Below are 21,401 nucleotides of genomic sequence, written 5' to 3'. Positions count from 1 at the left end.
CCCCGTCGCCGCCGAGCAGGCGCAGCGCCGCCCCGGCCCAGCGACCCCCAGCGATCCGAAGAGGTAGTCCTGTCATGTCTCAGAACGCCCCTGGCCACAGTCGTGGTCTGAAGAAGACCCACAAGGCCACGATCGCCGGTGTCGCCGCTCTGGGCGCCGCCGCCCTCACCCTCTCCCTGGTGCCGGGCAACGGCTCCACGGAGACCGAGCCGCTGGCGCTGAACACCCACCAGAAGGTGGCGTGGTCGTACGACGCGAACAGCCCGCAGGCGAAGGCGCTGGCGGCGAGCGTGTCGGACCAGCACACCGCCCTCGGCCTGAAGGCCAAGCAGGACGCCGCGCTGAAGACCAAGGCGCAGGCCGCGGCGCAGGCGAAGGCCAAGGCGGCGGCGAAGGCCAAGGCCGACGCGGCCGCGAAGAAGCGGGCCGCCGAGGCGAAGGCCGCCGCGAAGGCGAAGGCCCGGGCCGCGGCGAAGGCCGCGGCGAAGAAGCGGACCGCGACGAAGACGGCGGCGAGCCGCTCCGTCACCCGCACCCCGGTCTTCGCGAACAACCTCGACGGCTGGATCCGCGAGGCGCTCTTCATCATGGACAAGCACGACATCCCGGGCTCATACCACGGCCTGCACAAGAACATCATGCGCGAGTCCAGCGGCAACCCGTACGCCATCAACAACTGGGACATCAACGCCCGGAACGGCATCCCGTCGAAGGGTCTGCTCCAGGTCATCTACCCGACGTTCAAGGCGTACCACGTCAAGGGCACCAAGTTCGACCAGTACGACCCGGTCGCCAACATCGTCGCCGCCGCCAACTACGCGGCCGACCGCTACGGCTCGATCGACAACGTCAACAGCGCGTACTGAGCCGTCGACGCGAACGCCGGAGGGCGGCACCCCGTGCGGGGTGCCGCCCTCGTGGCGTGTGCCGGCGGGGCCGTTATTCGCGCATGACCTCGGGCTCGTGGCGGCGCAGCAGCCGGGCGACCGCGATGCCGAGGATCGTGGTCATGACCAGCAGCACGGCGATGTTGAAGCCCCACTGGCCGGCGCTGTGCTCCCACAGCGGGTCCAGGTCGGTGGGGTTCTTCGGGTCCCACGGCGCCATCAGGTGGCCGAGGTCCAGGGTGGTGCCGGCGCCGGCGATGGCCCAGCGGGAGGGCATGAGCCAGGCGAACTGCTCCAGGCCGGGCGAGCCGAAGACCTTGAAGAGGATGCCGGTGAAGACGACCTGGACGATCGCGAACATGACGAGCAGCGGCATCGTCTTCTCGGCGGTCTTCACCAGCGCGGAGATGACCAGGCCGACCATCATCGAGGTGAGGCCGAGCGCGATGACGACGAGGCAGAGCTCGACGGCCGGCGGCATGAGCAGGCCCTCGGCGGGCAGGTCGCGGATGGCGAAGCCGATGGCGCAGAGGATGACGCCCTGGAAGGCCGTGATGACGCCGAGGACGATGACCTTGGACATCAGGTAGGCCGAGCGGGAGAGGCCGGTGGCGCGCTCCCGTTCGTAGATGACCCGTTCCTTGATCAGCTCTCGTACGGAGTTGGCCGCGCCGGAGAAGCACATGCCGACCGTGAGGATCAGCATGATGATGCCGGCGTCGCCGTTGAACCGGGACGGCGGCGTGGGCGGCGCGAGGCCGAAGTCGGCCGGGATGACCACGGAGACCGAGCCGATGACCGCGGGGAGGATCACCATGAGGGCGAGGAAGCCCTTGTCGGAGACGATCACCGAGGTGTAGCGGCGGATCAGGGTCCACAGCTGGGAGCCCCAGCCCTGCGGCTTGGGCGGGCGGGACATCGCCTGCTGCGGCACGTGGACGGGCTGGGCGGCGACGGCGTCGATGTCGGCGGCGTACAGCTGGTAGTGCTGCGAGCCCTTCCAGCGGCCGGCCCAGTCGTAGTCGCGGTAGTTCTCGAAGGCGGAGAAGACGTCGGCCCAGGAGGAGTAGCCGAAGAAGTTCAGCGCCTCGTCCGGCGGGCCGAAGTACGCCACGGAGCCGCCGGGCGCCATCACCAGGAGCTTGTCGCACAGGGCGAGCTCGGCGACGGAGTGGGTGACGACGAGGACCGTGCGGCCGTCGTCGGCGAGGCCGCGGAGCAGCTGCATGACGTCGCGGTCCATGCCCGGGTCGAGGCCGGAGGTCGGCTCGTCCAGGAAGATCAGCGAGGGCTTGGTCAGCAGCTCCAGGGCGACCGAGACGCGCTTGCGCTGGCCGCCGGAGAGGGAGGTGACCTTCTTCTCCTTGTGGATGTCGAGCTTGAGCTCGCGCAGCACCTCGTCGATGCGGGCCTCACGCTCGGCGGTCGCGGTGTCGCCGGGGAAGCGGAGCTTGGCGGCGTACCGGAGCGCCTTCTGGACGGTCAGCTCCTTGTGCAGGATGTCGTCCTGCGGGACCAGGCCGATGCGCTGGCGCAGCTCGGCGAACTGCTTGTAGAGGCTGCGGTTGTCGTAGAGGACGTCGCCCTGGTCGGCGGGCCGGTAGCCGGTGAGCGCCTTGAGGAGGGTCGACTTGCCGGAGCCGGAGGGGCCGATGACGCCGATGAGCGACTTCTCGGGGACGCCGAAGGAGACGTCCTTGAGGATCTGCTTGCCGCCGTCGACGGTGACCGTGAGGTGGCGGGCCGAGAAGGAGACCGAGCCGGTGTCGACGAACTCTTCCAGCTGGCCGCCGACGATCCGGAAGGTGGAGTGGCCGACGCCGACGATGTCCTGCGGGCCGAGGAGGGCGCTGCCGCCCTTGGGGATCGGCTGGCCGTTGACGTAGGTGCCGTTGTGCGAGCCGAGGTCGCGGATCTCCATGCGGCCGTCGGGCGTGGCGTGGAACTCGGCGTGGTGGCGCGAGACCTGGAGGTCGGAGACGACCAGTTCGTTCTCGAGCGCGCGGCCGATGCGCATCACGTGGCCGAGGGCCAGCTGGTGGAAGGTGGTCGGGCTGCGGTCGGAGTAGGCCGACGACGCCCCCGCGGCGCCGTTGGTCTTCTGCGCGAGCTGCTCGACCGGGCCGCCGCTCTGGTGGGGCACGTGCGGCGGGACCTGGGCGCCGGGCTGCTGCGCCGGCGGCTGGGCGGGCTGCTGCCAACCGCCCTGCTGCGGCGGGGCGGCGGGGGCGGCCCACTCGGCCTGCCCGCCGGGCTGCTGCGCCGGCGGCTGCACGGGCTGCTGGGCGGGCGGCTGTACGGGCCCGCCGCCCTGGTGCGCGTGCACCGGCTGTCCTGCGTGCGCGGCGCTGAGGTTCAGGCGCGGGCCGTCCGTCGGGTTGCCGAGGTGGACGACGGTGCCGGGACCGATCTCCAGCTGCTGGATCCGCTGCCCGGCGACGAAGGTGCCGTTGGTGGAGCCGTGGTCCTCGATGGCCCAGCTCCGGCCGTTCCAGCTGATGGTGGCGTGCCGCCACGAGACCCTGGCGTCTTCGATGGCCAGGTCCCCCTGGGGGTCGCGGCCCAGGGTGTACGACCGGGACGCGTCGAGCGTCCAGGTCCTGCCGTTGAGTTCGAGTACGAGTTCTGGCACTCCATGCCCCACTGTGTGTCCCCCGATGCACCCCCGTCGCGGGGGCCCTAGGGATGGCGAATCATCCTGGGGAACTATTTCAGGCCGGGTCCCGGATCCGAAAGTCGGGCGGCGTGAAGACCCGGGGAAGGGCCGCCGGGCCGGCCGGCGCGGGGGTTCGTCCGGCCGGGTGTCCGCTACGCGGGACGGGGCGCCGGGTGGCACCGGGTGCCCGATACGGTGGAACCACCATGAGCGCATCGCAGACACCGGACGTTCCCGCCGTTCCCGCCGCGGACGTTCCCACGCTTCTCGTCAAGATCTTCGGGAAGGACCGCCCCGGGATCACCGCCGGCCTCTTCGACACCCTGGCCGCCTTCTCCGTCGACGTCGTCGACATCGAACAGGTCGTCTCGCGCGGGCGGCTGGTGCTGTGCGCGCTGGTCACCGAGCCGACCGTCGCCTCCCAGGGCGAGCTGCGCGCCACCGTGCACAGCTGGGCCGAGTCGCTGAAGCTCCAGGCCGAGATCATCTCGGGCACCGGCGACAACCGGCCGCGCGGCGAGGGCCGCTCGCACGTGACGGTGCTCGGGCACCCGCTGACCGCGGAGCAGACGGCGGCCATAGCGGCCAGGATCGCCGGGACGGGCGGCAACATCGACCGCATCTTCCGGCTGGCGAAGTATCCGGTGACGGCGGTCGAGTTCGCCGTCTCGGGCTGCGGGACGGAGGCGCTGCGGACGGCGCTGGCCACCGAGGCGCACACGATCGGCGTGGACGTGGCCGTGGTGTCCGCCGGGCTGCACCGGCGGGCGCAGCGGCTGGTCGTCATGGACGTGGACTCGACGCTGATCCAGGACGAGGTCATCGAGCTCTTCGCGGCGCACGCCGGATGCGAGGAGAAGGTCGCCGAGGTGACGGCGGCGGCGATGCGGGGCGAGCTGGACTTCGAGCAGTCGCTGCACGCGCGCGTGGCGCTCCTGGAGGGCCTGGACGCGTCGGTGGTGGACAAGGTGCGCGCCGAAGTGCAGCTGACGCCGGGCGCGCGGACCCTGATCCGCACCCTGAAGCGGCTCGGCTACCAGGTGGGCGTGGTCTCGGGCGGCTTCACGCAGGTCACGGACGACCTGAAGGAGCGGCTCGGGCTGGACTTCGCCCAGGCCAACACCCTGGAGATCGTGGACGGGAAGCTCACCGGCCGGGTCACGGGCGAGATCGTGGACCGGGCGGGCAAGGCGCGGCTGCTGCGGCGCTTCGCGGCGGAGGCCGGGGTGCCGCTGGCGCAGACGGTGGCGATCGGCGACGGCGCCAACGACCTGGACATGCTGAACGCCGCGGGGCTCGGGGTGGCCTTCAACGCCAAGCCGGTGGTCCGCGAGGCGGCCCACACGGCGGTGAACGTGCCCTTCCTCGACACGGTCCTCTACCTGCTGGGGATCACCCGCGAGGAGGTCGAGGCGGCGGACTTCGGCGAGGAGGACGCGCCGCACTGAGCCCGCCTCCCTCCCCGTTCGGTACGGAAAGGGGCCCGGTCGCCGTGAGGACGGCCGGGCCCCTTCGCATACGGGCCCGCGGGCGGGTGCCCGGGGGGACCGGTGCCCGCGGTCAGTCGTGCGGGGTCCAGAAGGCGATGAGGCGGCCGACGCCGTGCTCGACGGACTTCCAGGTGCCGGTGAAGGTGAGGACGGCGAAGGCGGAGGTCGGGTAGCCGCTGCGGTTCATCCGGGCGAGGAGGTCTCCGTCGGCCTCGCCGGCGAGGGCGTCGGCCAGCGCGTGCATGCCGGGGTTGTGGCCGACGACGAGGAGGTCGTCCACCTCCTCCGGGACCTCGTTGAGCAGGGCGATGAGCTCGCCGAGGGACGCCTCGTAGATCCGCTCCTCGTAGACCGTCCGCGGGCGCTCGGGCAGTTCCTGGACGGCGAGCTTCCACGTCTCGCGGGTGCGTGCCGCGGTCGAGCAGAGGGCCAGGTCGAAGGGGATGCCGGTGCCGGCGAGCCGGCGGCCCGCGACGGGGGCGTCCTTGCGGCCCCGTTCGGCGAGCGGACGCTCGTGGTCGGCCTCCTGGCCCCAGTCGGCCTTCGCGTGCCGGAGCAACACGATCCTGCGGGTTTTTTCGACGCTCATGGTCCACAAGCTTGGCACGGATCAGCCCGTCCTGGCTCAGAGAGCGAGGGTTTGCCCGATCCGCTGGACGAGGTCGCCGACACCGCCGCCCCCACCCGTCGCGGCGGCCTCACCGGGCCCGGTGACGAGCAGCAGGAGGACGGTGAAGGCGGCCACCGGGAGGGCGAGGGCCCACCAGGGCAGCCGGGTGTCGACGCCGGCGGGCGTGGTCCGGTCGCCGGTGCGGGTGAGGGCCGTCATGACCGCCTCCGTGAGGAGTGTCCCCCGGACGCGCGTGGTCCTCGGGGAGGGGTGGATGCCGCTGGTCGCGGTGTGTCTCCACCGTAGGGAGCGCGGGTGCCGCGTCCCATCCGGTGGTCCACCCACTCGCCCCTGAGACTTTCCCCTAGGGGATGCGGGGGTTGTCCCTACCCCCGCACCGGGGTTCCCGGGCGAAGGGGCTCACGGAGCGGGGTCGTGGAGCAGGCTCACGGAGCGGGGTCGCGGAGCGGAGTCACGGGCCGGGCTCGCGGAGCGGGGTCGCGGAGCGGGCTCACGGGGACGCGAAGGAGGCGATGACGGCGATGACGACCGTGATGCCGAGCATCGCGCCGAGCACGACGAGCAGCTTCTTCTGGCCGCCCTGGGGATTGGGTTCGAGAACGGGCATGGGAGCAGTCTCGCATCTCAGGATTCGTCTTCGATCGTCCGGTCCCGTCCGGCGAGCGAGCCCACGATCATCTGCGGCACCATCAGCCCGCCCATGAGGGCGATCGGCACGCCCCAGCCGCCGCTGTGCTGGTAGAGCACGCCGACGAGGAGGGGGCCGGGGATGGAGATGAGGTAGCCGACGCTCTGGGCGAAGGCGGAGAGCCGGACGACGCCGGCGCCGGTCCGCGAGCGCATCCCGATCATGGTGAGGGCGAGCGGGAAGGCGCAGTTGGAGATGCCGAGGAGCACCGCCCAGGCCCAGGCGCCGCCGGCCGGGGCGAGGAAGAGGCCGGTGTAGCCGACGAGGCCGCAGGAGCCGAGGGCGATGACGATCGGGGCCTGGTTGCGCATCCGGGTGGCGAGGCGCGGGATGACGAAGGCGAGCGGGACGCCCATGACCATGGTGACCGCGAGCAGGACGCCCGCGGTGGAGGCGGGGACGCCGGCGTCGCGGAAGATCTGCGGCATCCAGCCCATGGTGATGTACGCGCCGGTGGCCTGGAGGCCGAAGAAGCAGGCGAGGGCCCAGGCGGTGCGGCTGCGGACCATCGGGCGGGGCGCGGCCCCGGCGGCGGGAGCGGCCGGTGCGGTTCCACCGGCCGGGGCGCCCCGCTCCGTACGGGCTGCGCCGGTGCGGTCCCGCAGGAGCGGGAGCCAGGGCAGGACGGCGAGGGCGGCGAGGGCGCCCCAGACGCCGAGGCCGATGCGCCAGTCGCCGCCGAGGGCGTCGGTCATGGGGACGGTGAGCGCCGCGGCGAGCGAGGTGCCGAGCGCGAGGGCCATGGAGTACAGGCCCGTCATGCTGCCGATGCGGTCGGGGAAGTACCGCTTGACGATCACCGGCATGAGGACGTTGCTGACCGCGATGCCCATGAGGGCGAGGGCGCTGGCCGCGAGGAAGGCGGCGGTGCCGGTCGCGAAGGGGCGCAGCAGCAGGCCGGCGCAGATGGCGGCCATGCCGGCGCAGACGACGGCGGCGGGGCCGAAGCGGCGGGCCAGGCGGGGGGCGGTGATGCCGAAGGCCGCGAAGCAGAGCGGCGGCACGGAGGTGAGGACTCCGGCCACGGTGCCGCTCATGTGCAGGTCGGCGCTGACCTCTTCGAGGAGGGCGCCGAGGCTGGTAATCGCGGGGCGCAGGTTGAGCGCGGCGAGGACGAGGCCGACGGGGACGAGGACGAGGGCCCAGCGCGCGGCGCGGCCGCCGTCCGGGGTGGGTGTCGGGGGTTCCGGGGTGGAGACCGGCCGGGTGACGGCGGGTTCGAGGGTCTTCGGCTCGTCTGACATGGAACCATCATAGAATCATGGGATGATTGGTTGTCCAATCTCGAACCATGATCTCGGAAGACGGTCGCGTCCCGTCCTGCGGAAGGTGAGTCCCCCATGGCCCTCGGGCACCCCCGGCGCACCGGTCTGACCGACCAGGTGATCGCCGAACTGCGGAACCAGATCACCTCGGGCGAGTGGCCGGTCGGCTCGCGGATCCCCACCGAGCCCGAGCTGGTCGAGCAGCTGGGCGTGGCCCGCAACACGGTCCGGGAGGCCGTACGGGCCCTCGCCCACAACGGGCTGCTCGACATCCGGCAGGGCTCCGGCACCTACGTGGCAGCGACGAGCGAGCTGGCCGGGGTGATGCACCGGCGCTTCGCCGGCTCCGACCCTCGGCACGTGGCCGAGCTGCGCTCCACGCTGGAGTCGGCCGCCGCGCGGTTCGCGGCGCGGCGCCGCTCCGAGCGGGACCTGAAGCAGCTGGACGCACTGCTCGTCCGGCGCGAGGAGGCGTGGGAGTCGGGGGACGCGGAGCGGTTCGTGACGGTGGACGCGGCCTTCCACCACGCGGTGGTGGCGGCCTCCGGCAACGACGTCCTGACGGAGCTCTACGCGGACCTGGGCGATCTTCTGCGGGAGTGGCTGCGCGACGACGTCGGGCAGGTGCTGCGGCCGGAGAACCACATGGACCACGCGCGCCTGGTGGACGCGATCCGCGCCGGGGACGCCGAGCGGGCGGCGGAGGAGGCGGCCGGCTATCCGTTCATGTGCCTGGGCGGGCGGGAGGAGCCGGATCCGCCGGTTCGTGGGTGACCCACGCGGAGCGGACCTCCTTCCAGCAGCGGGCGGTGACGCTCGCGTGGTCGGCGGGCGCGACGTCCACGGGCGCGCTGTCCGTGTCGAGGTCCCACCAGGGGTCGCACTCCACGTGGAGCCGTATCCGGTCGGTCCGCGGGTAGGGGTTGCGGCAGTGGGCGGTCACCCGGGTGCCCTCGACGACGGTGAGGCAGGAGGCCCCGAAGTCCTCGGTCCCCCGGGCGGCGACGGCCGCGGCGGTGTCCTCGGCGGGGGCGGGGGCCGCGTGGACCTCCGCGGCGACGGCGGTCCCGAGGAGCAGGGCGGCGACCGAGGCGTGGGCGGCGAAGCCGCGGCGGAGCGCGCGCATGCCCGTACCTCCTCCCCGTGAGTAGCCGGAACGACACGCTCCGACCAGTCTGCGGTGCCCCGCCGGACTTTTCGAGTCGGGAAACGGCGCGGGGCCGGACGCCGGTCCCGGGAAGGGACCCGCGCCCGGCCCCGGCCGGAGCGGTGCGGTGCCGTGCGGAGCGGTGCGGTGCCGTGCGGAGCGGTCAGGCGCCGATCGCGTGCAGGCCGCCGTCGACGTGGACGATCTCGCCGGTGGTCTTCGGGAACCAGTCGGAGAGCAGCGCGACGATGGCGCGGCCGGCCGGCTCCGGGTCGGAGAGGTCCCACGTCAGCGGGGAGCGGCTGTCCCAGACCTTCGCCAGCTCGCCGAAGCCCGGGATGGACTTGGCGGCCATGGAGCCGAGCGGGCCGGCCGAGACCAGGTTGCAGCGGATGTCCTGCTTGCCCAGGTCGCGCGCCATGTAGCGGTTGGTGGCCTCCAGGGCGGCCTTGGCCGGGCCCATCCAGTCGTACTGCGGCCAGGCGAACTTCGCGTCGAAGGTGAGGCCGACGACCGCGCCGCCCTCGCTCATCAGCGGCAGCAGCGCCATCGTCAGGGACTTCAGGGAGAAGGCCGAGACGTGCATGGCGGTGGCGACGGACTCGAACGGCGTGTTGAGGAAGTTGCCGCCGAGCGCGTCCTGCGGGGCGAAGCCGATGGAGTGCACGACGCCGTCGAGGCGGTCGCCCAGGTGCTCGCGGACCTGGCCCTCCAGGCGGGCGAGGTGCTCGTCGTTGGAGACGTCGAGCTCCAGGACCTTGACCTTCTCCGGGTGCGGGAGCTTCTTGGCGATGCGCTCGGTCAGCGTCGGCCGGGGCCAGGCGGTGAGGATGATCTCCGCGCCCTGCTCCTGGGCCAGCTTCGCGGCGTGGAAGGCGATGGAGGACTCCATCAGCACACCGGTGATGAGGATCTTCTTGCCCTCGAGGATTCCAGCCATGGTGATCAGTGACCCATTCCCAGTCCGCCGTCAACCGGGATGACGGCTCCAGTGATGTACGAGGCGTCGTCGGAGGCGAGGAACCTCACGGCCGCGGCGATCTCCGCCGGCTGCGCGTAGCGGCCGAGCGGGACCTGCGACACGATGCCCGCGCGCTGCTCGTCGGTGAGCACGGCGGTCATGTCGGTGTCGACGAAGCCGGGCGCGACGACGTTGAAGGTGATGTTCCGCGAGCCGAGCTCGCGGGCGAGGGAGCGGGCGAAGCCGACCAGGCCGGCCTTGGAGGCGGCGTAGTTGGCCTGGCCCGCGGAGCCCAGCAGACCGACGACCGAGGAGATGAGGACGACGCGGCCCTTCTTGGCGCGGAGCATGCCGCGGTTGGCGCGCTTGACCACGCGGAAGGTGCCGGTGAGGTTGGTGTCGAGGACGGACGTGAAGTCCTCCTCGGACATGCGCATGAGGAGCTGGTCCTTCGTCACTCCGGCGTTGGCCACGAGGACCTCGACCGGGCCGTGCTTCTCCTCGATCTCCTTGTACGCCTGCTCCACCTGCTCGGCGTCGGTGATGTCGCACCGGACCGCGAGGCAGCCCAGCTCGGCGAGCTCGGCCGGCGGCTCGCCCGACCGGTAGGTGTAGGCGACCTTGTCGCCCGCCTCGGCGAACGCGCGGGCGATGGCGAGGCCGATGCCCCGGTTTCCTCCGGTGACGAGAACCGAGCGGCTCAACGGATCACCCTTTCGATAGCGGTCTGGTACAGCGAAAACCTATCGGCCCGTTCAGCGATCCGCGGAATCGGGCCCCGACAGTGGCGTACGGATGTCACTGTCGGGTCCCTACAGAAATCCCTGGGCATCCCGGCCCAAAGCGCGACATGATCGGGACGACCGGTCTCATACGACAGGAGACAGCTGTGCCAACTGGGGCCCATTCCATCGATCCGGCCTTCACGGCCCTTCCGCTGAGGGCGCTCGCCGACGCGGCGCTCGCGCGGGCGCGGGCGCTCGGCGCCGAGCACGCCGACTTCCGCCTCGAAAGGGTCCGCTCCGCCGCCTGGCGGCTGCGGGACGCCAAGCCGGCGGGTTCGTCGGACACCACCGACCTCGGCTACGCGGTCCGGGTGGTGCACGGCGGGGCCTGGGGCTTCGCCTCCGGGGTCGACCTCACCATGGACGGGGCCGCCCGGGTCGCCTCGCAGGCGGTGGCCATGGCGCAGCTGTCGGCGCGGGTGATCGCTGCGGCCGGCTCGGACGAGCGGGTGGAGCTGGCGGCGGAGCCGGTGCACGCGGACCGGACGTGGATCTCCTCGTACGAGATCGATCCGTTCTCCGTGCCGGCCGAGGAGAAGAGCGCGCTGCTGGCCGACTGGTCTGCGCGGCTGCTGCGGGCCGACGGGGTGGCGCACGTGGACGCCTCGCTGCTCACGGTCTTCGAGAACAAGTTCTACGCGGACACGGCGGGCACCGTCACGACCCAGCAGCGGGTGCGGCTCCACCCGCAGCTCACCGCGACCGCCGTGGACGGCACGACCGGCGAGTTCGACTCGATGCGGACGATCGCGCCGCCGGTCGGCCGGGGCTGGGAGTACCTCACGGGGACCGGCTGGGACTGGGACAAGGAGCTCGACGAGATCCCGGAGCTGCTCGCCGAGAAGATGCGGGCGCCGAGCGTCGAGGCCGGCCGCTACGACCTGGTCGTCGACCCGTCCAACCTGTGGCTGACGATCCACGAGTCCATCGGCCACGCCACCGAGCTGGACCGGGCGCTGGGTTACGAGGCGGCGTACGCGGGCACCTCCTTCGCCACCTTCGACCAGCTGGGCAAGCTGGCGTACGGCTCCTCGGTGATGAACGTGACGGGCGACCGCACGGCCGAGCACGGGCTCGCCACGATCGGCTTCGACGACGAGGGCGTCGAGGCGCAGTCCTGGGACCTGGTGAAGGACGGCACGCTCGTCGGCTACCAGACGGACCGCCGGATCGCGAAGCTCACCGGCCTCGGCCGGTCCAACGGCTGCGCCTTCGCGGACTCCCCCGGCCACGTGCCGGTGCAGCGGATGGCGAACGTGTCGCTGCGGCCCGACCCGGGCGGCCTGTCCACCGAGGACCTGATCGGCGGCGTCGAGCGGGGCATCTACGTGGTCGGCGACCGGTCCTGGTCGATCGACATGCAGCGGTACAACTTCCAGTTCACCGGCCAGCGCTTCTTCCGCATCGAGAACGGCCGGCTGGCCGGGCAGCTGCGGGACGTGGCGTACCAGGCGACCACCACCGACTTCTGGGGCTCGATGGAGCAGGTCGGCGGCCCGCAGACGTACGTCCTCGGCGGCGCCTTCAACTGCGGCAAGGCCCAGCCGGGCCAGGTCGCGGCCGTCTCGCACGGCTGCCCCTCCGCCCTCTTCCGGGGCGTCAACATCCTCAACACGACGCAGGAGGCCGGTCGATGAGCCGCGTCAGCAAGCCCTACGAGATCGTCGAGCGGGCCCTGGAGCTGTCCCGCGCGGACGGGTGCGTCGTCATCGCGGACGAGGAGTCCTCGGCCAACCTGCGCTGGGCGGGCAACGCGCTCACCACGAACGGCGTGACCCGGGGCCGTACGCTCACCGTGGTCGCGACCGTGGACGGCGCCGAGGGCGCCGCCTCCGGCGTGGTGTCGCGCTCCGCGGTGACCGCGGAGGACCTGGAGCCGCTGGTGCGGGCCGCCGAGGCGGCGGCGCGGGCGGCCGGGCCCGCCGAGGACGCGCAGCCGCTGGTCGAGGGCGTGCCCTCCTCCCCCGACTTCACCGACGCGCCCGCCGAGACCTCCTCCGCCGTCTTCGCCGACTTCGCCCCGGCGCTCGGCGAGGCCTTCGCCCGCGCGCGGGCGGGGGGCCGGGAGCTGTACGGCTTCGCGAACCACGAGCTGACCTCCACCTACCTGGGCACCTCGACCGGGCTGCGGCTGCGGCACGACCAGCCCAACGGCACCCTGGAGCTCAACGCCAAGTCGCCCGACAGGACGCGCTCCGCCTGGGCCGGGCGCTCCACCCGGGACTTCAAGGACGTGGACCCGGCGGCGCTCGACGCCGAGCTGGCGGTGCGGCTGGGCTGGGCCGAGCGGCGGATCGAGCTGCCGGCCGGCCGGTACGAGACGCTGCTGCCGCCGACCGCCGTGGCCGACCTGCTGATCTACCAGCTGTGGTCGTCGATGGCCCGGGACGCGGTGGAGGGCCGGACGGTCTTCTCCCGGCCCGGCGGCGGCACCCGGCTCGGCGAGACCCTCTCCCCACTGCCGCTGACCCTGCGCAGCGACCCGAACGAACCGGGCCTGGAGTCCGCGCCCTTCGTGATCGCGCACTCCTCCGGCGACGACGAGTCGGTCTTCGACAACGGCCTGCCGGTGGCTCCGGTGGAGTGGATGCGGGCCGGGGTGCTCGACCGGCTGATCACCACCCGGCACACGGCGGGCCTCACCGGTCTGCCGGTGGCGCCGGGGGCGGGGAACCTGATCCTGGACGGCGGCGGCGAGCGCTCCCTGGAGGAGATGGTGGCGGCCACCGAGCGCGGGCTGCTGCTGACCTGCCTCTGGTACATCCGCGAGGTCGACCCGGCGACGCTGCTGCTCACCGGCCTGACCCGGGACGGCGTCTACCTCGTCGAGAACGGCGAGGTGGTCGGCGAGGTCAACAACTTCCGGTTCAACGAGTCCCCGGTGGACCTGCTGTCGCGGGCCACCGAGGCGGGCCGGACGGAGCGGACCCTGCCGCGCGAGTGGAGCGACTGGTTCACCCGGGCCGCGATGCCCGCGCTGCGGGTGCCCGACTTCAACATGAGCTCGGTCAGCAAGGGCGTCTGACCCGCCTAGACTGGGCCTTCACCACGCAACGATCCGAGGAGACTGACGACCGTGACGGACATCGTCGACGAGCTGAAGTGGCGCGGGCTCTTCGCCCAGTCCACCGACGAGGACGCCCTGCGCAAGGCGCTCGCGGACGGTCCCGTCACGTTCTATTGCGGTTTCGACCCGACCGCGGCCAGTCTCCACGTCGGCCACCTGGTCCAGGTCCTCACCGTCCGCCGGCTCCAGCAGGCCGGTCACCGGCCGCTGGCGCTGGTCGGCGGGGCCACCGGCCAGATCGGCGACCCGCGGCCGACCGCCGAGCGCACCCTGAACGACCCGGAGACGGTCGCGAACTGGGTGAACCGGCTGCGTTCCCAGATCGAGCCCTTCCTCTCCTTCGAGGGGGAGAACGCGGCGGTCATGGTGAACAACCTGGACTGGACCGCCGGCCTGTCGGCGATCGAGTTCCTGCGGGACATCGGCAAGCACTTCCGGGTCAACAAGATGCTGACCAAGGACTCCGTGGCCCGCCGGCTGGAGTCCGAGCAGGGCATCAGCTACACCGAGTTCAGCTACCAGCTCCTCCAGGGCATGGACTTCCTGGAGCTGTACCGGCGCTACGGCTGCACGCTCCAGCAGGGCGGCTCGGACCAGTGGGGCAACCTGGTGGCCGGCCTCGACCTGATCCACCGCCTGGAGCCGGGCGCCGAGGTCCACGCGCTCGCGACGCCGCTGATGGTCAAGGCGGACGGCACCAAGTTCGGCAAGACCGAGAGCGGCGCCGTCTGGCTGGACCCGGAGATGACCACCCCGTACGCGTTCTACCAGTTCTGGCTGAACGTGGACGACCGGGACATCTCGACGTACATGCGGATCCTGTCCTTCAAGTCCCGCGAGGAGCTGGAGGAGCTGGAGGCGCAGACCGCCGAGCGGCCGCAGGCGCGGGCCGCGCAGCGGGCGCTCGCCGAGGAGCTGACCACGCTGGTGCACGGCGCCGAGCAGTGCGCGGCCGTCATCGGCGCCTCCAGGGCGCTGTTCGGGCAGGGCGACCTGGCCGAGCTGGACGCGCCGACGCTGGCCGCCGCGCTCTCCGAGCTGCCGCACGCGCGCGTGACGGAGCTGGGCCAGGTCGTGGACCTGTTCGCCGAGGTCGGCCTGGTGGCGAGCAAGTCAGCCGCGCGGCGCACGGTGAAAGAGGGCGGCGCCTACGTGAACAACGTGAAGGTGACCGCCGAGGACGCCGTCGTCGAGGCCGGCGAGCTGCTGCACGGCCGCTGGCTGGTGCTGCGGCGCGGCAAGAAGAACCTGGCCGCGATCGAGTACGCCGGCTAGTCCGCGGCGGTCCTGACGGACGCGCCGGAGGCCCGGTACGGCGAGCGCCGTACCGGGCCTCCGGCGTGTCCGGGCGGGTCAGGCGCGCCGCCGGTTGCCCTTCAGCGAGGCCCAGACCATGTCGCCGACGCCGACCACGGCCACGGCGCCGATGAGCTGGAGCAGGTGCCGGGTCCAGTCGATGCCTTTGGTGTCGTTGACGCCGATCCAGGTCGCGACCGCGTTGCCGAGGACGCTGCCCAGGATGCCGAAGATCGTCGTCAGCCAGAGGGGGATCTGCTGCTTCCCCGGGAGGATCGCCTTCGCGATCAGACCGAGGACGAAACCCACGATGATCGCCCACAACCAACTCATGTCCGTGCCTCCTCGTGCGGGTGTGGCCCCAGTCTCGTTCCCTCGGCCATACGGCGCATGTCGGGCGCCGCCGTCCGTGCCCCGGTCTCGTCCGTCCGGAGGGGTGGGCGTACGGTGGTGCGAGGTCCGGGCCCGGGGAGCGCCCGGCGCGAGCGGCGGGTGGTGGAACACGATGCGGAAGCAGGGCGGACCCGAGGTCTTCCGGATCACCGGGGCCCGGCAGGGGCTCGCGGACGACGTCCGGGGCAGGCAGCGGAGGTACGTCATCTCCATGTCGGTGCGGACGCTCTCCGTGATCGCCGCGGCGGTGCTGTGGAACGTGGAACGGCACGTGGCGGTCGTGGCGCTGGCGCTCGGCGTGCTCCTGCCGTACATCGCGGTGGTGATCGCCAACGCGGGCCGCGAGAGCGCCCCTTCGCTCCCCTCGACCTTCATGCCGGCGCCGGTGCGGCCGGCGCTCGGGGCGGGCGACGGCCCGGCGGAACCCGGAGCGGAACGCACCTGAGGGAGCGGCCGCGGCGGGGCCGCCCGGGCCGGTGACGGAGCGTGGCGGGAAGGGCTGCGGGAACCTCAGGAAAAGCTCAGATCAATCGTGAAGTTCCGGTGCACCGCACCCGGGGTGCCGTGACATACTGCGTACGCGCTCCGCATCCCCCGTCGGAGCGACGGACCGATGCCGGGCAGCTCCCCCCGTGGCTGCTCGGCATCGCCCTTGCTGGACAATGACCGGGTGATCAATGGTCCAGTGAGCGAAGAGAAGCCGATCTGTTCCGCCAAGGGATGCCGGACCGAAGCCGTCTGGGTCCTCCTCTGGAACAACCCCAAGCTGCACACGCCGGAGCGGCGCAAGACGTGGCTCGCGTGCGAGGAGCACCGCGAGCACCTGTCGCAGTTCCTGGGGGTGCGGGGATTCCTGAAGGACGTCGTGTCCTTCGCCGCGTGGGAGGCCGAAGGGGACGCGGACTCCGGGCACTGACGGGGGCCCGGTCCCTGTCGTCGACAGGGGCCTCGGCCGCCGATCACCCCCCGGGGGGGCGGCCGCCCGATCGCCCCCCGAGGAGTCTGCCGCCCATCGCCCGCCGGGGTCTCAGCCGCCGATCGCCGACATCGGGCGGTCCGGCTGGAGGAAGCTCGGGTCGTCGAGGCCCGAGCCCGCCTTCTTCCCCCACATGGCCTTCTTCCACAGCTCGGCGACGGCGGCGTCCGAGGCGGGGGACGGCGCGTCCGCGCGGAGGGCGGCCCGCAGGTCGGTCTCCTCGGTGGCGAAGAGGCAGGTGCGGATCTGGCCGTCGGCGGTGAGCCGGGTGCGGTCGCAGGCGCGGCAGAACGGGCGGGTGACGGAGGCGATCACGCCGACCGTGTGCGGCCCGCCGTCGACGACCCAGCGCTCGGCCGGGGCGGAGCCGCGCTCCCCGTCGCCCTCGGGGGTGAGGGTGAAGCGGGTGCGGAGGGACTCCAGGATGTCCCCGGCGGTGATCATGCCGTCGCGCTTCCAGCCGTGCTGGGCGTCGAGCGGCATCTGCTCGATGAAGCGGAGCTCGTACCCCTCCTCCATCGCCCAGGCGAGCAGGTCGGGGGCCTCGTCCTCGTTGAGCCCCGGCATCAGGACGGCGTTGACCTTCACCGGGGTGAGGCCGGCGTCGCGGGCGGCGGCCATGCCGTCGAGGACGTCGTGGTGGCGGTCGCGGCGGGTGAGGGTCTTGAAGACCTCGGGGCGCAGGGTGTCCAGCGAGACGTTGACCCGGTCGAGGCCCGCGGCCCTGAGGGCGGCGGCGGTGCGCTTGAGTCCGATGCCGTTGGTCGTCAGGGACATCCTCGGGCGGGGCTCCAGGGCGGCGCAGCGCTCGACGATCCCGACGAGGCCGGGGCGGAGCAGCGGTTCGCCGCCGGTGAAGCGGACCTCGGTGACGCCGAGGTCGGTGACGGCGATCCGGATCAGCCGGACGATCTCGTCGTCGGTGAGGAGGTCGGGCTTGGCGAGCCATTGCAGGCCCTCTTCGGGCATGCAGTAGGTGCACCGCAGATTGCACCGATCGGTGAGGGAAACCCGCAGGTCGGTGGCGATGCGGCCGTACGTGTCGAGGAGCACCGGTCCCCCCTCCTCTTCTCCAGGTTGGCTTCTCGTCCGAGCCTACGTGACCGGTCGGACACGGGGCACGGGCCGATTGTCACGAGGACGGCACCGGCCGCGTCGTAGAACTCTACGACGCGGCCGGTGGATCGCTGCGGAACGTATACGGGCGACTGCGCTGCGGTCCGGACGGGCCCGCCGGTCAGCGCGCGGACCCGGTCAGTGCTCGACCGCGGCGGCGGTGCCGACGCCGGTGAGGGACTTGACCTCCAGCTCGGCGTACTTGCCCCGGTCGGGCTCCTCCTTGGAGAGGAGGGAGCCGAGCCAGCCGAGGAGGAAGCCGAGCGGGATGGAGACCAGGCCCGGGTTCTCCAGCGGGAACCAGTGGAAGTCGACGCCCTTGAACATGGAGTTCTTCCCGCCGGAGACGACCGGGGAGAAGAGGACGAGGACGACGGAGGAGACCAGGCCGCCGTAGATCGACCAGAGCGCGCCCTGGGTGGTGAACCGCTTCCAGAAGAGCGAGTAGAGGATCGTCGGCAGGTTGGCCGAGGCGGCGACCGCGAAGGCGAGGGCGACCAGGCCGGCGACGTTGAGGTCGCGGGCGAGGGCGCCGAGGCCGATCGAGACGACGCCGACGAGGACGGTGGCCAGGCGGGCGGCCCGCATCTCCTGCTTCTCGGTGGCCTTCCCGCGCTTGATCACGTTGGCGTAGATGTCGTGGGCGAAGGACGAGGAGGAGGCCAGGGTGAGGCCGGCGACCACGGCGAGGATGGTGGCGAAGGCGACGGCCGAGATGACGGCGAGGAGGATCGCGCCGCCGGTGGAGCCGGCACCGCCGCCGACCTCCAGGGCGGTGAGCGGGGCCGCCGTGTTGCCCGAGGGGTTGGACTCCCGGATGGTCTTGCTGCTGAGCAGGGCGGCGGCGCCGAAGCCGAGGACGATCGTCATCAGGTAGAAGGCGCCGATGATGCCGATGGCCCAGTTGACCGACTTCCGGGCGGCCTTGGCGGTGGGCACCGTGTAGAAGCGGATGAGGATGTGCGGCAGTCCCGCGGTGCCGAGGACGAGGGCGATGCCGAGGGAGAGGAAGTCGAGCTTCGAGGTGGCGCTGACGCCGTACTTGAGGCCGGGTTCCAGGAAGGCGGCGCCCGCGCCGCTGTTGTCGGCGGCGGCGCCGAGCAGGGACGACAGGTTGAAGTCGAACTTCAGCAGGATGAGGAAGGTGATGAGGAGGGTGCCGACGATGAGGAGCACCGCCTTCACCATCTGCACCCAGGTGGTGCCCTTCATGCCGCCGATGGTGACGTAGACGATCATCAGGACGCCGACCAGGGCGACGATCGCGATCTTGCCGCCGTCGCTCTTGATGCCGAGGAGCAGCGAGACGAGGACGCCGGCGCCGGCCATCTGCGCGAGCAGGTAGAAGATCGAGACCACGATGGTGGAGGTGCCGGCGGCGGTGCGGACGGGGCGCTGGCGCATCCGGTAGGCGAGGACGTCGCCCATGGTGAAGCGGCCGGAGTTGCGCAGCGGTTCGGCGACCAGGAGCAGGGCGACGAGCCAGGCGACGAGGAAGCCGATGGAGTAGAGGAAGCCGTCGTAGCCGAAGAGGGCGATGGCGCCGCTGATGCCGAGGAAGGACGCGGCGGACATGTAGTCGCCGGAGATCGCGAGGCCGTTCTGGAAGCCGGTGAACTGGCCGCCGCCGGCGTAGAAGTCGGCGGTGCTGCGGGTCTGCCGGCCGGCCCAGACGGTGATGGCCAGGGTGGCGATCACGAAGGCGGCGAAGAGGCCGATGATCAGCGGGCGGTGCTCGGTGGTGGCGTCGCCGGCGGCGAGCAGGAGGGGGGCGGCAGGGGTGCTCATGCGTCGCCCTCCATACGGGCCTTGATGGCCTCGCCCTTGGGGTCGAGGCGGAGCGCGGCGTGGCGGGAGTAGAGCCAGGCGATGAGGAAGGTGGTGGCGAACTGGCCGAGGCCCAGGACGAGCGCCACGTTGATGTTGCCGAACAGGCGGGTGCCCATGAAGTCGCCCGCGTAGTTGGAGAGCAGCACGTAGAGCAGGTACCAGGTGATGAAGGCGACCGTCAGGGGGAAGGCGAAGGAGCGGTAGGTGCGGCGGAGTTCGCCGAACTCCTCGCTCTGCTGGACCTCGACGAACTGCTCCGTGGTGGGCCGGGCGGGACCGGGACCGGGATCGGAACCGGGGCCGGGACCGGGAGCGGTCTCGGTGGCCTTTCTCTGCGGTGGTACTGCTTCGGTAGCCACGGAATCTCCTCGTGACGCGGGGGCGGACGGCTGGATCAACGGGGACCTCACCTGGGGTGCGGGAGCGGGAGGCTCCGGCCGGAGCCCCTCCCCTGCTCAACGGCACGGCGCCGGATGCGAAGCGGTTCAGCGGAAAGAATTTCTTCAGGAAATCTTCATCAGCCCCTCTCAACTCATTGATGAGCAGGGAAGATCGGCGATAGCTTCAGCCGTCATGCACCCGCCCGCGCGCAACCCCGCGTCCGGGCGGTACAGACGGATGATGTGGAGAACCCATGGCTCATCTGGGATCGAGGCGCGGCCGGGCACTTGCTCTGCCTGCTGGTCTCGCGCTCACCGCTTCGCTCGGCTTCCTTCCCTCCGGCGCCGCCTCCGCCGCGGAGCTGAGCGATGCCCCGGCGGCCGCCACCGCCGTGGCGACGGGCGAGAAGCTCTCGTACGTCGTCAACGTCGAGGGGGGTCGCAAGACCGCCGCCTCGGTGAAGAAGGCGATAGCCGCCGCGGGCGGCGAGGTCGTCGTCGCGTACGACCAGATAGGCGTCGTCGTCGTCCACTCGCAGAACCCCGCCTTCGCGCAGCAGATCCGCACGGCGCGCGGCGTGGTGTCGGCGGGCGCGACCCGGACCGCCCCGCTCTCGGTGCAGGGCGACGACTCGGTCGGCGGCGGCTCGCAGGAGCTGACCGCCGCCGAGGCCACCGCCGCCGCCGCGAGCGCCACGGACGGGCAGGACCCGCTGGAGCCCCTGCAGTGGGACCTGCCGGCCATCAAGGCCGACAAGGCCCACGAGAAGACCCTCGGCAGCAGCCGGGTGACGGTCGGCGTCATCGACACGGGCGTGGACGACACCCACCCGGACCTGGCGCCGAACTTCGACGCGAAGGCGTCCGCCAACTGCGTCTCCGGCAAGCCGGACACCACCGCCGGTTCGTGGCGTCCGAAGCCGGGCGAGTCGGACCACGGCACGCACGTCGCCGGCACGGTCGGCGCCGCCAAGAACGGCGTCGGCGTCACCGGTGTCGCGCCGGGCGTGAAGATCGCCGGCATCAAGGTGTCCACCCCGGACGGCTACTTCTACACCGAGGCCGTGGTCTGCGGCTTCGTGTGGGCGGCCGAGCACGGCGTCGACATCACGAACAACAGCTACTACACCGACCCGTGGATGTTCGCCTGCAAGACGGACGAGGACCAGAAGGCCCTCATCGAGGCGGTCACCCGGGCCACCCGGTACGCGGAGAAGAAGGGCACGGTCAACGTGGCCGCGGCCGGCAACTCCAAGTTCGACCTCGCGTCGGACGCGATCCTGGACAACTCCAGCCCGAACGACACCACTCCGGGCGACCGGATCATCGACCCGAGCGAGTGCTACGACTACCCGGCGCAGCTGCCGGGCGTCGTGACGGTCTCCGCGACCGGCGCGAAGGGCCTGAAGGCGTCCTACTCGAACTACGGCCTGGGCGTGGTCGACGTCGCCGCCCCCGGTGGCGACCGCACCGCCTACCAGACCCCGGAGGCCCCGGCCACCAACGGTCTGATCCTGTCGACCACGGTCAACGGCGGCTACGTCTACAAGGGCGGCACGTCGATGGCGTCGCCGCACGCCGCCGGTGTGCTCGCGCTGCTGAAGTCGACGCACCCGAAGGCGAGCCCGGCCGCGCTGAAGGCGCTGCTGTACGCGCAGGCCGACGAGCACGCGTGCACCAACCCGTACGACATCGAGGGCGACGGCAAGATCGACGCCGTCTGCGAGGGCGGCAAGCAGAAGAACGGCTTCTACGGGGCCGGTCTGGTGGACGCGCTGGACGCCGTCCGCAAGCGCTGACGTCCTGAGGTGCCGACCTCCTGACGTCGTGAGG

The 21,401-nt window shown here is 71.9% G+C and carries 21 protein-coding genes; 9 read left to right on the top strand and 12 right to left on the bottom strand.

Annotation, left to right across the window (positions count from 1 at the left end):
* Window positions 1-74: 74 nt before the first annotated feature.
* Window positions 75-866, top strand: coding sequence for a transglycosylase SLT domain-containing protein (locus IE326_RS30405; RefSeq protein ID WP_190043864.1), 792 nt, complete (start codon window positions 75-77; stop codon window positions 864-866).
* Between the two features lie 73 nt (window positions 867-939).
* On the opposite strand, the gene IE326_RS30400 is transcribed toward IE326_RS30405, so the two are convergent.
* On the bottom strand, window positions 940-3,531 hold the full coding sequence (locus IE326_RS30400) for an ABC transporter ATP-binding protein/permease (protein ID WP_190043863.1): 2,592 nt from the start codon (window positions 3,529-3,531) through the stop codon (window positions 940-942).
* Window positions 3,532-3,749: 218 nt separating this feature from the next.
* On the opposite strand from IE326_RS30400, the gene serB reads away from it, so the two are divergent.
* Window positions 3,750-4,991, top strand: a complete 1,242-nt coding sequence (gene serB, locus IE326_RS30395; RefSeq protein ID WP_190043862.1) for a phosphoserine phosphatase SerB — start codon at window positions 3,750-3,752, stop codon at window positions 4,989-4,991.
* A gap of 112 nt (window positions 4,992-5,103) precedes the next feature.
* Here the strand turns inward: serB and IE326_RS30390 are convergent, their stop codons facing one another.
* From IE326_RS30390 to IE326_RS30380, 4 genes are all read right to left on the bottom strand, one after another.
* Window positions 5,104-5,622, bottom strand: a complete 519-nt coding sequence (locus IE326_RS30390) for a SixA phosphatase family protein (RefSeq protein ID WP_190043861.1) — start codon at window positions 5,620-5,622, stop codon at window positions 5,104-5,106.
* Window positions 5,623-5,658: 36 nt separating this feature from the next.
* Complete coding sequence (locus IE326_RS30385; RefSeq protein ID WP_150227522.1) at window positions 5,659-5,862, bottom strand: hypothetical protein; 204 nt, start codon at window positions 5,860-5,862, stop codon at window positions 5,659-5,661.
* Window positions 5,863-6,154: 292 nt separating this feature from the next.
* Window positions 6,155-6,271 (bottom strand): SGM_5486 family transporter-associated protein, encoded by a 117-nt coding sequence (locus tag IE326_RS41610; RefSeq protein ID WP_268983046.1) that lies wholly within the window; start codon window positions 6,269-6,271, stop codon window positions 6,155-6,157.
* A 17-nt stretch (window positions 6,272-6,288) separates the two neighbouring features.
* Complete coding sequence (locus IE326_RS30380) at window positions 6,289-7,596, bottom strand: CynX/NimT family MFS transporter (RefSeq protein ID WP_190043860.1); 1,308 nt, start codon at window positions 7,594-7,596, stop codon at window positions 6,289-6,291.
* Between the two features lie 96 nt (window positions 7,597-7,692).
* Between IE326_RS30380 and IE326_RS30375 the strand changes: the two genes are divergently transcribed.
* Window positions 7,693-8,391 (top strand): FadR/GntR family transcriptional regulator, encoded by a 699-nt coding sequence (locus IE326_RS30375; protein WP_150227524.1) that lies wholly within the window; start codon window positions 7,693-7,695, stop codon window positions 8,389-8,391.
* Here the strand turns inward: IE326_RS30375 and IE326_RS30370 are convergent.
* The 3 genes from IE326_RS30370 to fabG all read right to left on the bottom strand — a co-directional run bounded on the left by IE326_RS30370 (window position 8,342) and on the right by fabG (window position 10,429).
* Window positions 8,342-8,743 carry a hypothetical protein gene (locus tag IE326_RS30370; RefSeq protein ID WP_150227525.1) on the bottom strand — a complete coding sequence of 134 codons (402 nt, stop codon included), beginning with the start codon at window positions 8,741-8,743 and terminating at the stop codon, window positions 8,342-8,344. The two genes, IE326_RS30375 and IE326_RS30370, sit on opposite strands and share 50 nt — an antisense overlap.
* 184 nt (window positions 8,744-8,927) lie before the next feature.
* The gene (gene fabI / locus IE326_RS30365) at window positions 8,928-9,704 is read right to left on the bottom strand and encodes an enoyl-ACP reductase FabI (protein ID WP_150227526.1); all 777 of its coding nucleotides are present in this window, start codon (window positions 9,702-9,704) and stop codon (window positions 8,928-8,930) included.
* Between the two features lie 5 nt (window positions 9,705-9,709).
* The gene (fabG, locus tag IE326_RS30360; RefSeq protein ID WP_190043859.1) at window positions 9,710-10,429 is read right to left on the bottom strand and encodes a 3-oxoacyl-[acyl-carrier-protein] reductase; all 720 of its coding nucleotides are present in this window, start codon (window positions 10,427-10,429) and stop codon (window positions 9,710-9,712) included.
* Between the two features lie 206 nt (window positions 10,430-10,635).
* Here fabG and IE326_RS30355 point away from each other — a divergent pair, with 206 nt between their 5' ends.
* From IE326_RS30355 to tyrS, 3 genes are read left to right on the top strand one after another with little or no spacing between them, the layout of a single operon-like run.
* Window positions 10,636-12,147, top strand: coding sequence for a TldD/PmbA family protein (locus IE326_RS30355; protein WP_373310353.1), 1,512 nt, complete (start codon window positions 10,636-10,638; stop codon window positions 12,145-12,147).
* Window positions 12,144-13,535 carry a metallopeptidase TldD-related protein gene (locus IE326_RS30350; RefSeq protein WP_150227529.1) on the top strand — a complete coding sequence of 464 codons (1,392 nt, stop codon included), beginning with the start codon at window positions 12,144-12,146 and terminating at the stop codon, window positions 13,533-13,535. The genes IE326_RS30355 and IE326_RS30350 overlap by 4 nt, the downstream gene beginning before the upstream one ends.
* A 51-nt stretch (window positions 13,536-13,586) precedes the next feature.
* A complete protein-coding gene (tyrS, locus tag IE326_RS30345; protein WP_150227530.1) occupies window positions 13,587-14,852 on the top strand; it encodes a tyrosine--tRNA ligase in 1,266 nt (421 codons plus the stop codon).
* 78 nt (window positions 14,853-14,930) lie between these two features.
* On the opposite strand, the gene IE326_RS30340 is transcribed toward tyrS, so the two are convergent.
* Window positions 14,931-15,206, bottom strand: coding sequence for a GlsB/YeaQ/YmgE family stress response membrane protein (locus tag IE326_RS30340; RefSeq protein WP_190043858.1), 276 nt, complete (start codon window positions 15,204-15,206; stop codon window positions 14,931-14,933).
* Window positions 15,207-15,378: 172 nt separating this feature from the next.
* Between IE326_RS30340 and IE326_RS30335 the strand changes: the two genes are divergently transcribed.
* The gene (locus IE326_RS30335; protein WP_150227532.1) at window positions 15,379-15,711 is read left to right on the top strand and encodes a DUF3099 domain-containing protein; all 333 of its coding nucleotides are present in this window, start codon (window positions 15,379-15,381) and stop codon (window positions 15,709-15,711) included.
* A gap of 240 nt (window positions 15,712-15,951) precedes the next feature.
* On the top strand, window positions 15,952-16,182 hold the full coding sequence (locus tag IE326_RS30330) for a hypothetical protein (RefSeq protein WP_190043857.1): 231 nt from the start codon (window positions 15,952-15,954) through the stop codon (window positions 16,180-16,182).
* Window positions 16,183-16,293: 111 nt separating this feature from the next.
* Here the strand turns inward: IE326_RS30330 and moaA are convergent, their stop codons facing one another.
* The 3 genes from moaA to IE326_RS30315 all read right to left on the bottom strand — a co-directional run bounded on the left by moaA (window position 16,294) and on the right by IE326_RS30315 (window position 19,547).
* Complete coding sequence (gene moaA, locus IE326_RS30325; protein ID WP_150227534.1) at window positions 16,294-17,295, bottom strand: GTP 3',8-cyclase MoaA; 1,002 nt, start codon at window positions 17,293-17,295, stop codon at window positions 16,294-16,296.
* 201 nt (window positions 17,296-17,496) lie between these two features.
* Complete coding sequence (locus IE326_RS30320; protein ID WP_150227535.1) at window positions 17,497-19,146, bottom strand: monocarboxylic acid transporter; 1,650 nt, start codon at window positions 19,144-19,146, stop codon at window positions 17,497-17,499.
* Entirely contained in the window at window positions 19,143-19,547 is a 405-nt protein-coding gene (locus IE326_RS30315) for a DUF485 domain-containing protein (protein ID WP_190043856.1), read from the bottom strand. The genes IE326_RS30320 and IE326_RS30315 overlap by 4 nt, the downstream gene beginning before the upstream one ends.
* A gap of 275 nt (window positions 19,548-19,822) precedes the next feature.
* Between IE326_RS30315 and IE326_RS30310 the strand changes: the two genes are divergently transcribed.
* Entirely contained in the window at window positions 19,823-21,367 is a 1,545-nt protein-coding gene (locus tag IE326_RS30310; protein WP_150227537.1) for a S8 family peptidase, read from the top strand.
* The last annotated feature ends 34 nt before the right edge of the window (window positions 21,368-21,401 follow it).

The organism is Streptomyces filamentosus, from assembly GCF_014654895.1.
In the GTDB taxonomy this organism is placed as follows: domain Bacteria; phylum Actinomycetota; class Actinomycetes; order Streptomycetales; family Streptomycetaceae; genus Streptomyces; species Streptomyces filamentosus.
Note: the sequence above shows the minus strand (reverse complement) of the source record. Positions and strands in the feature narration are given on the sequence as shown.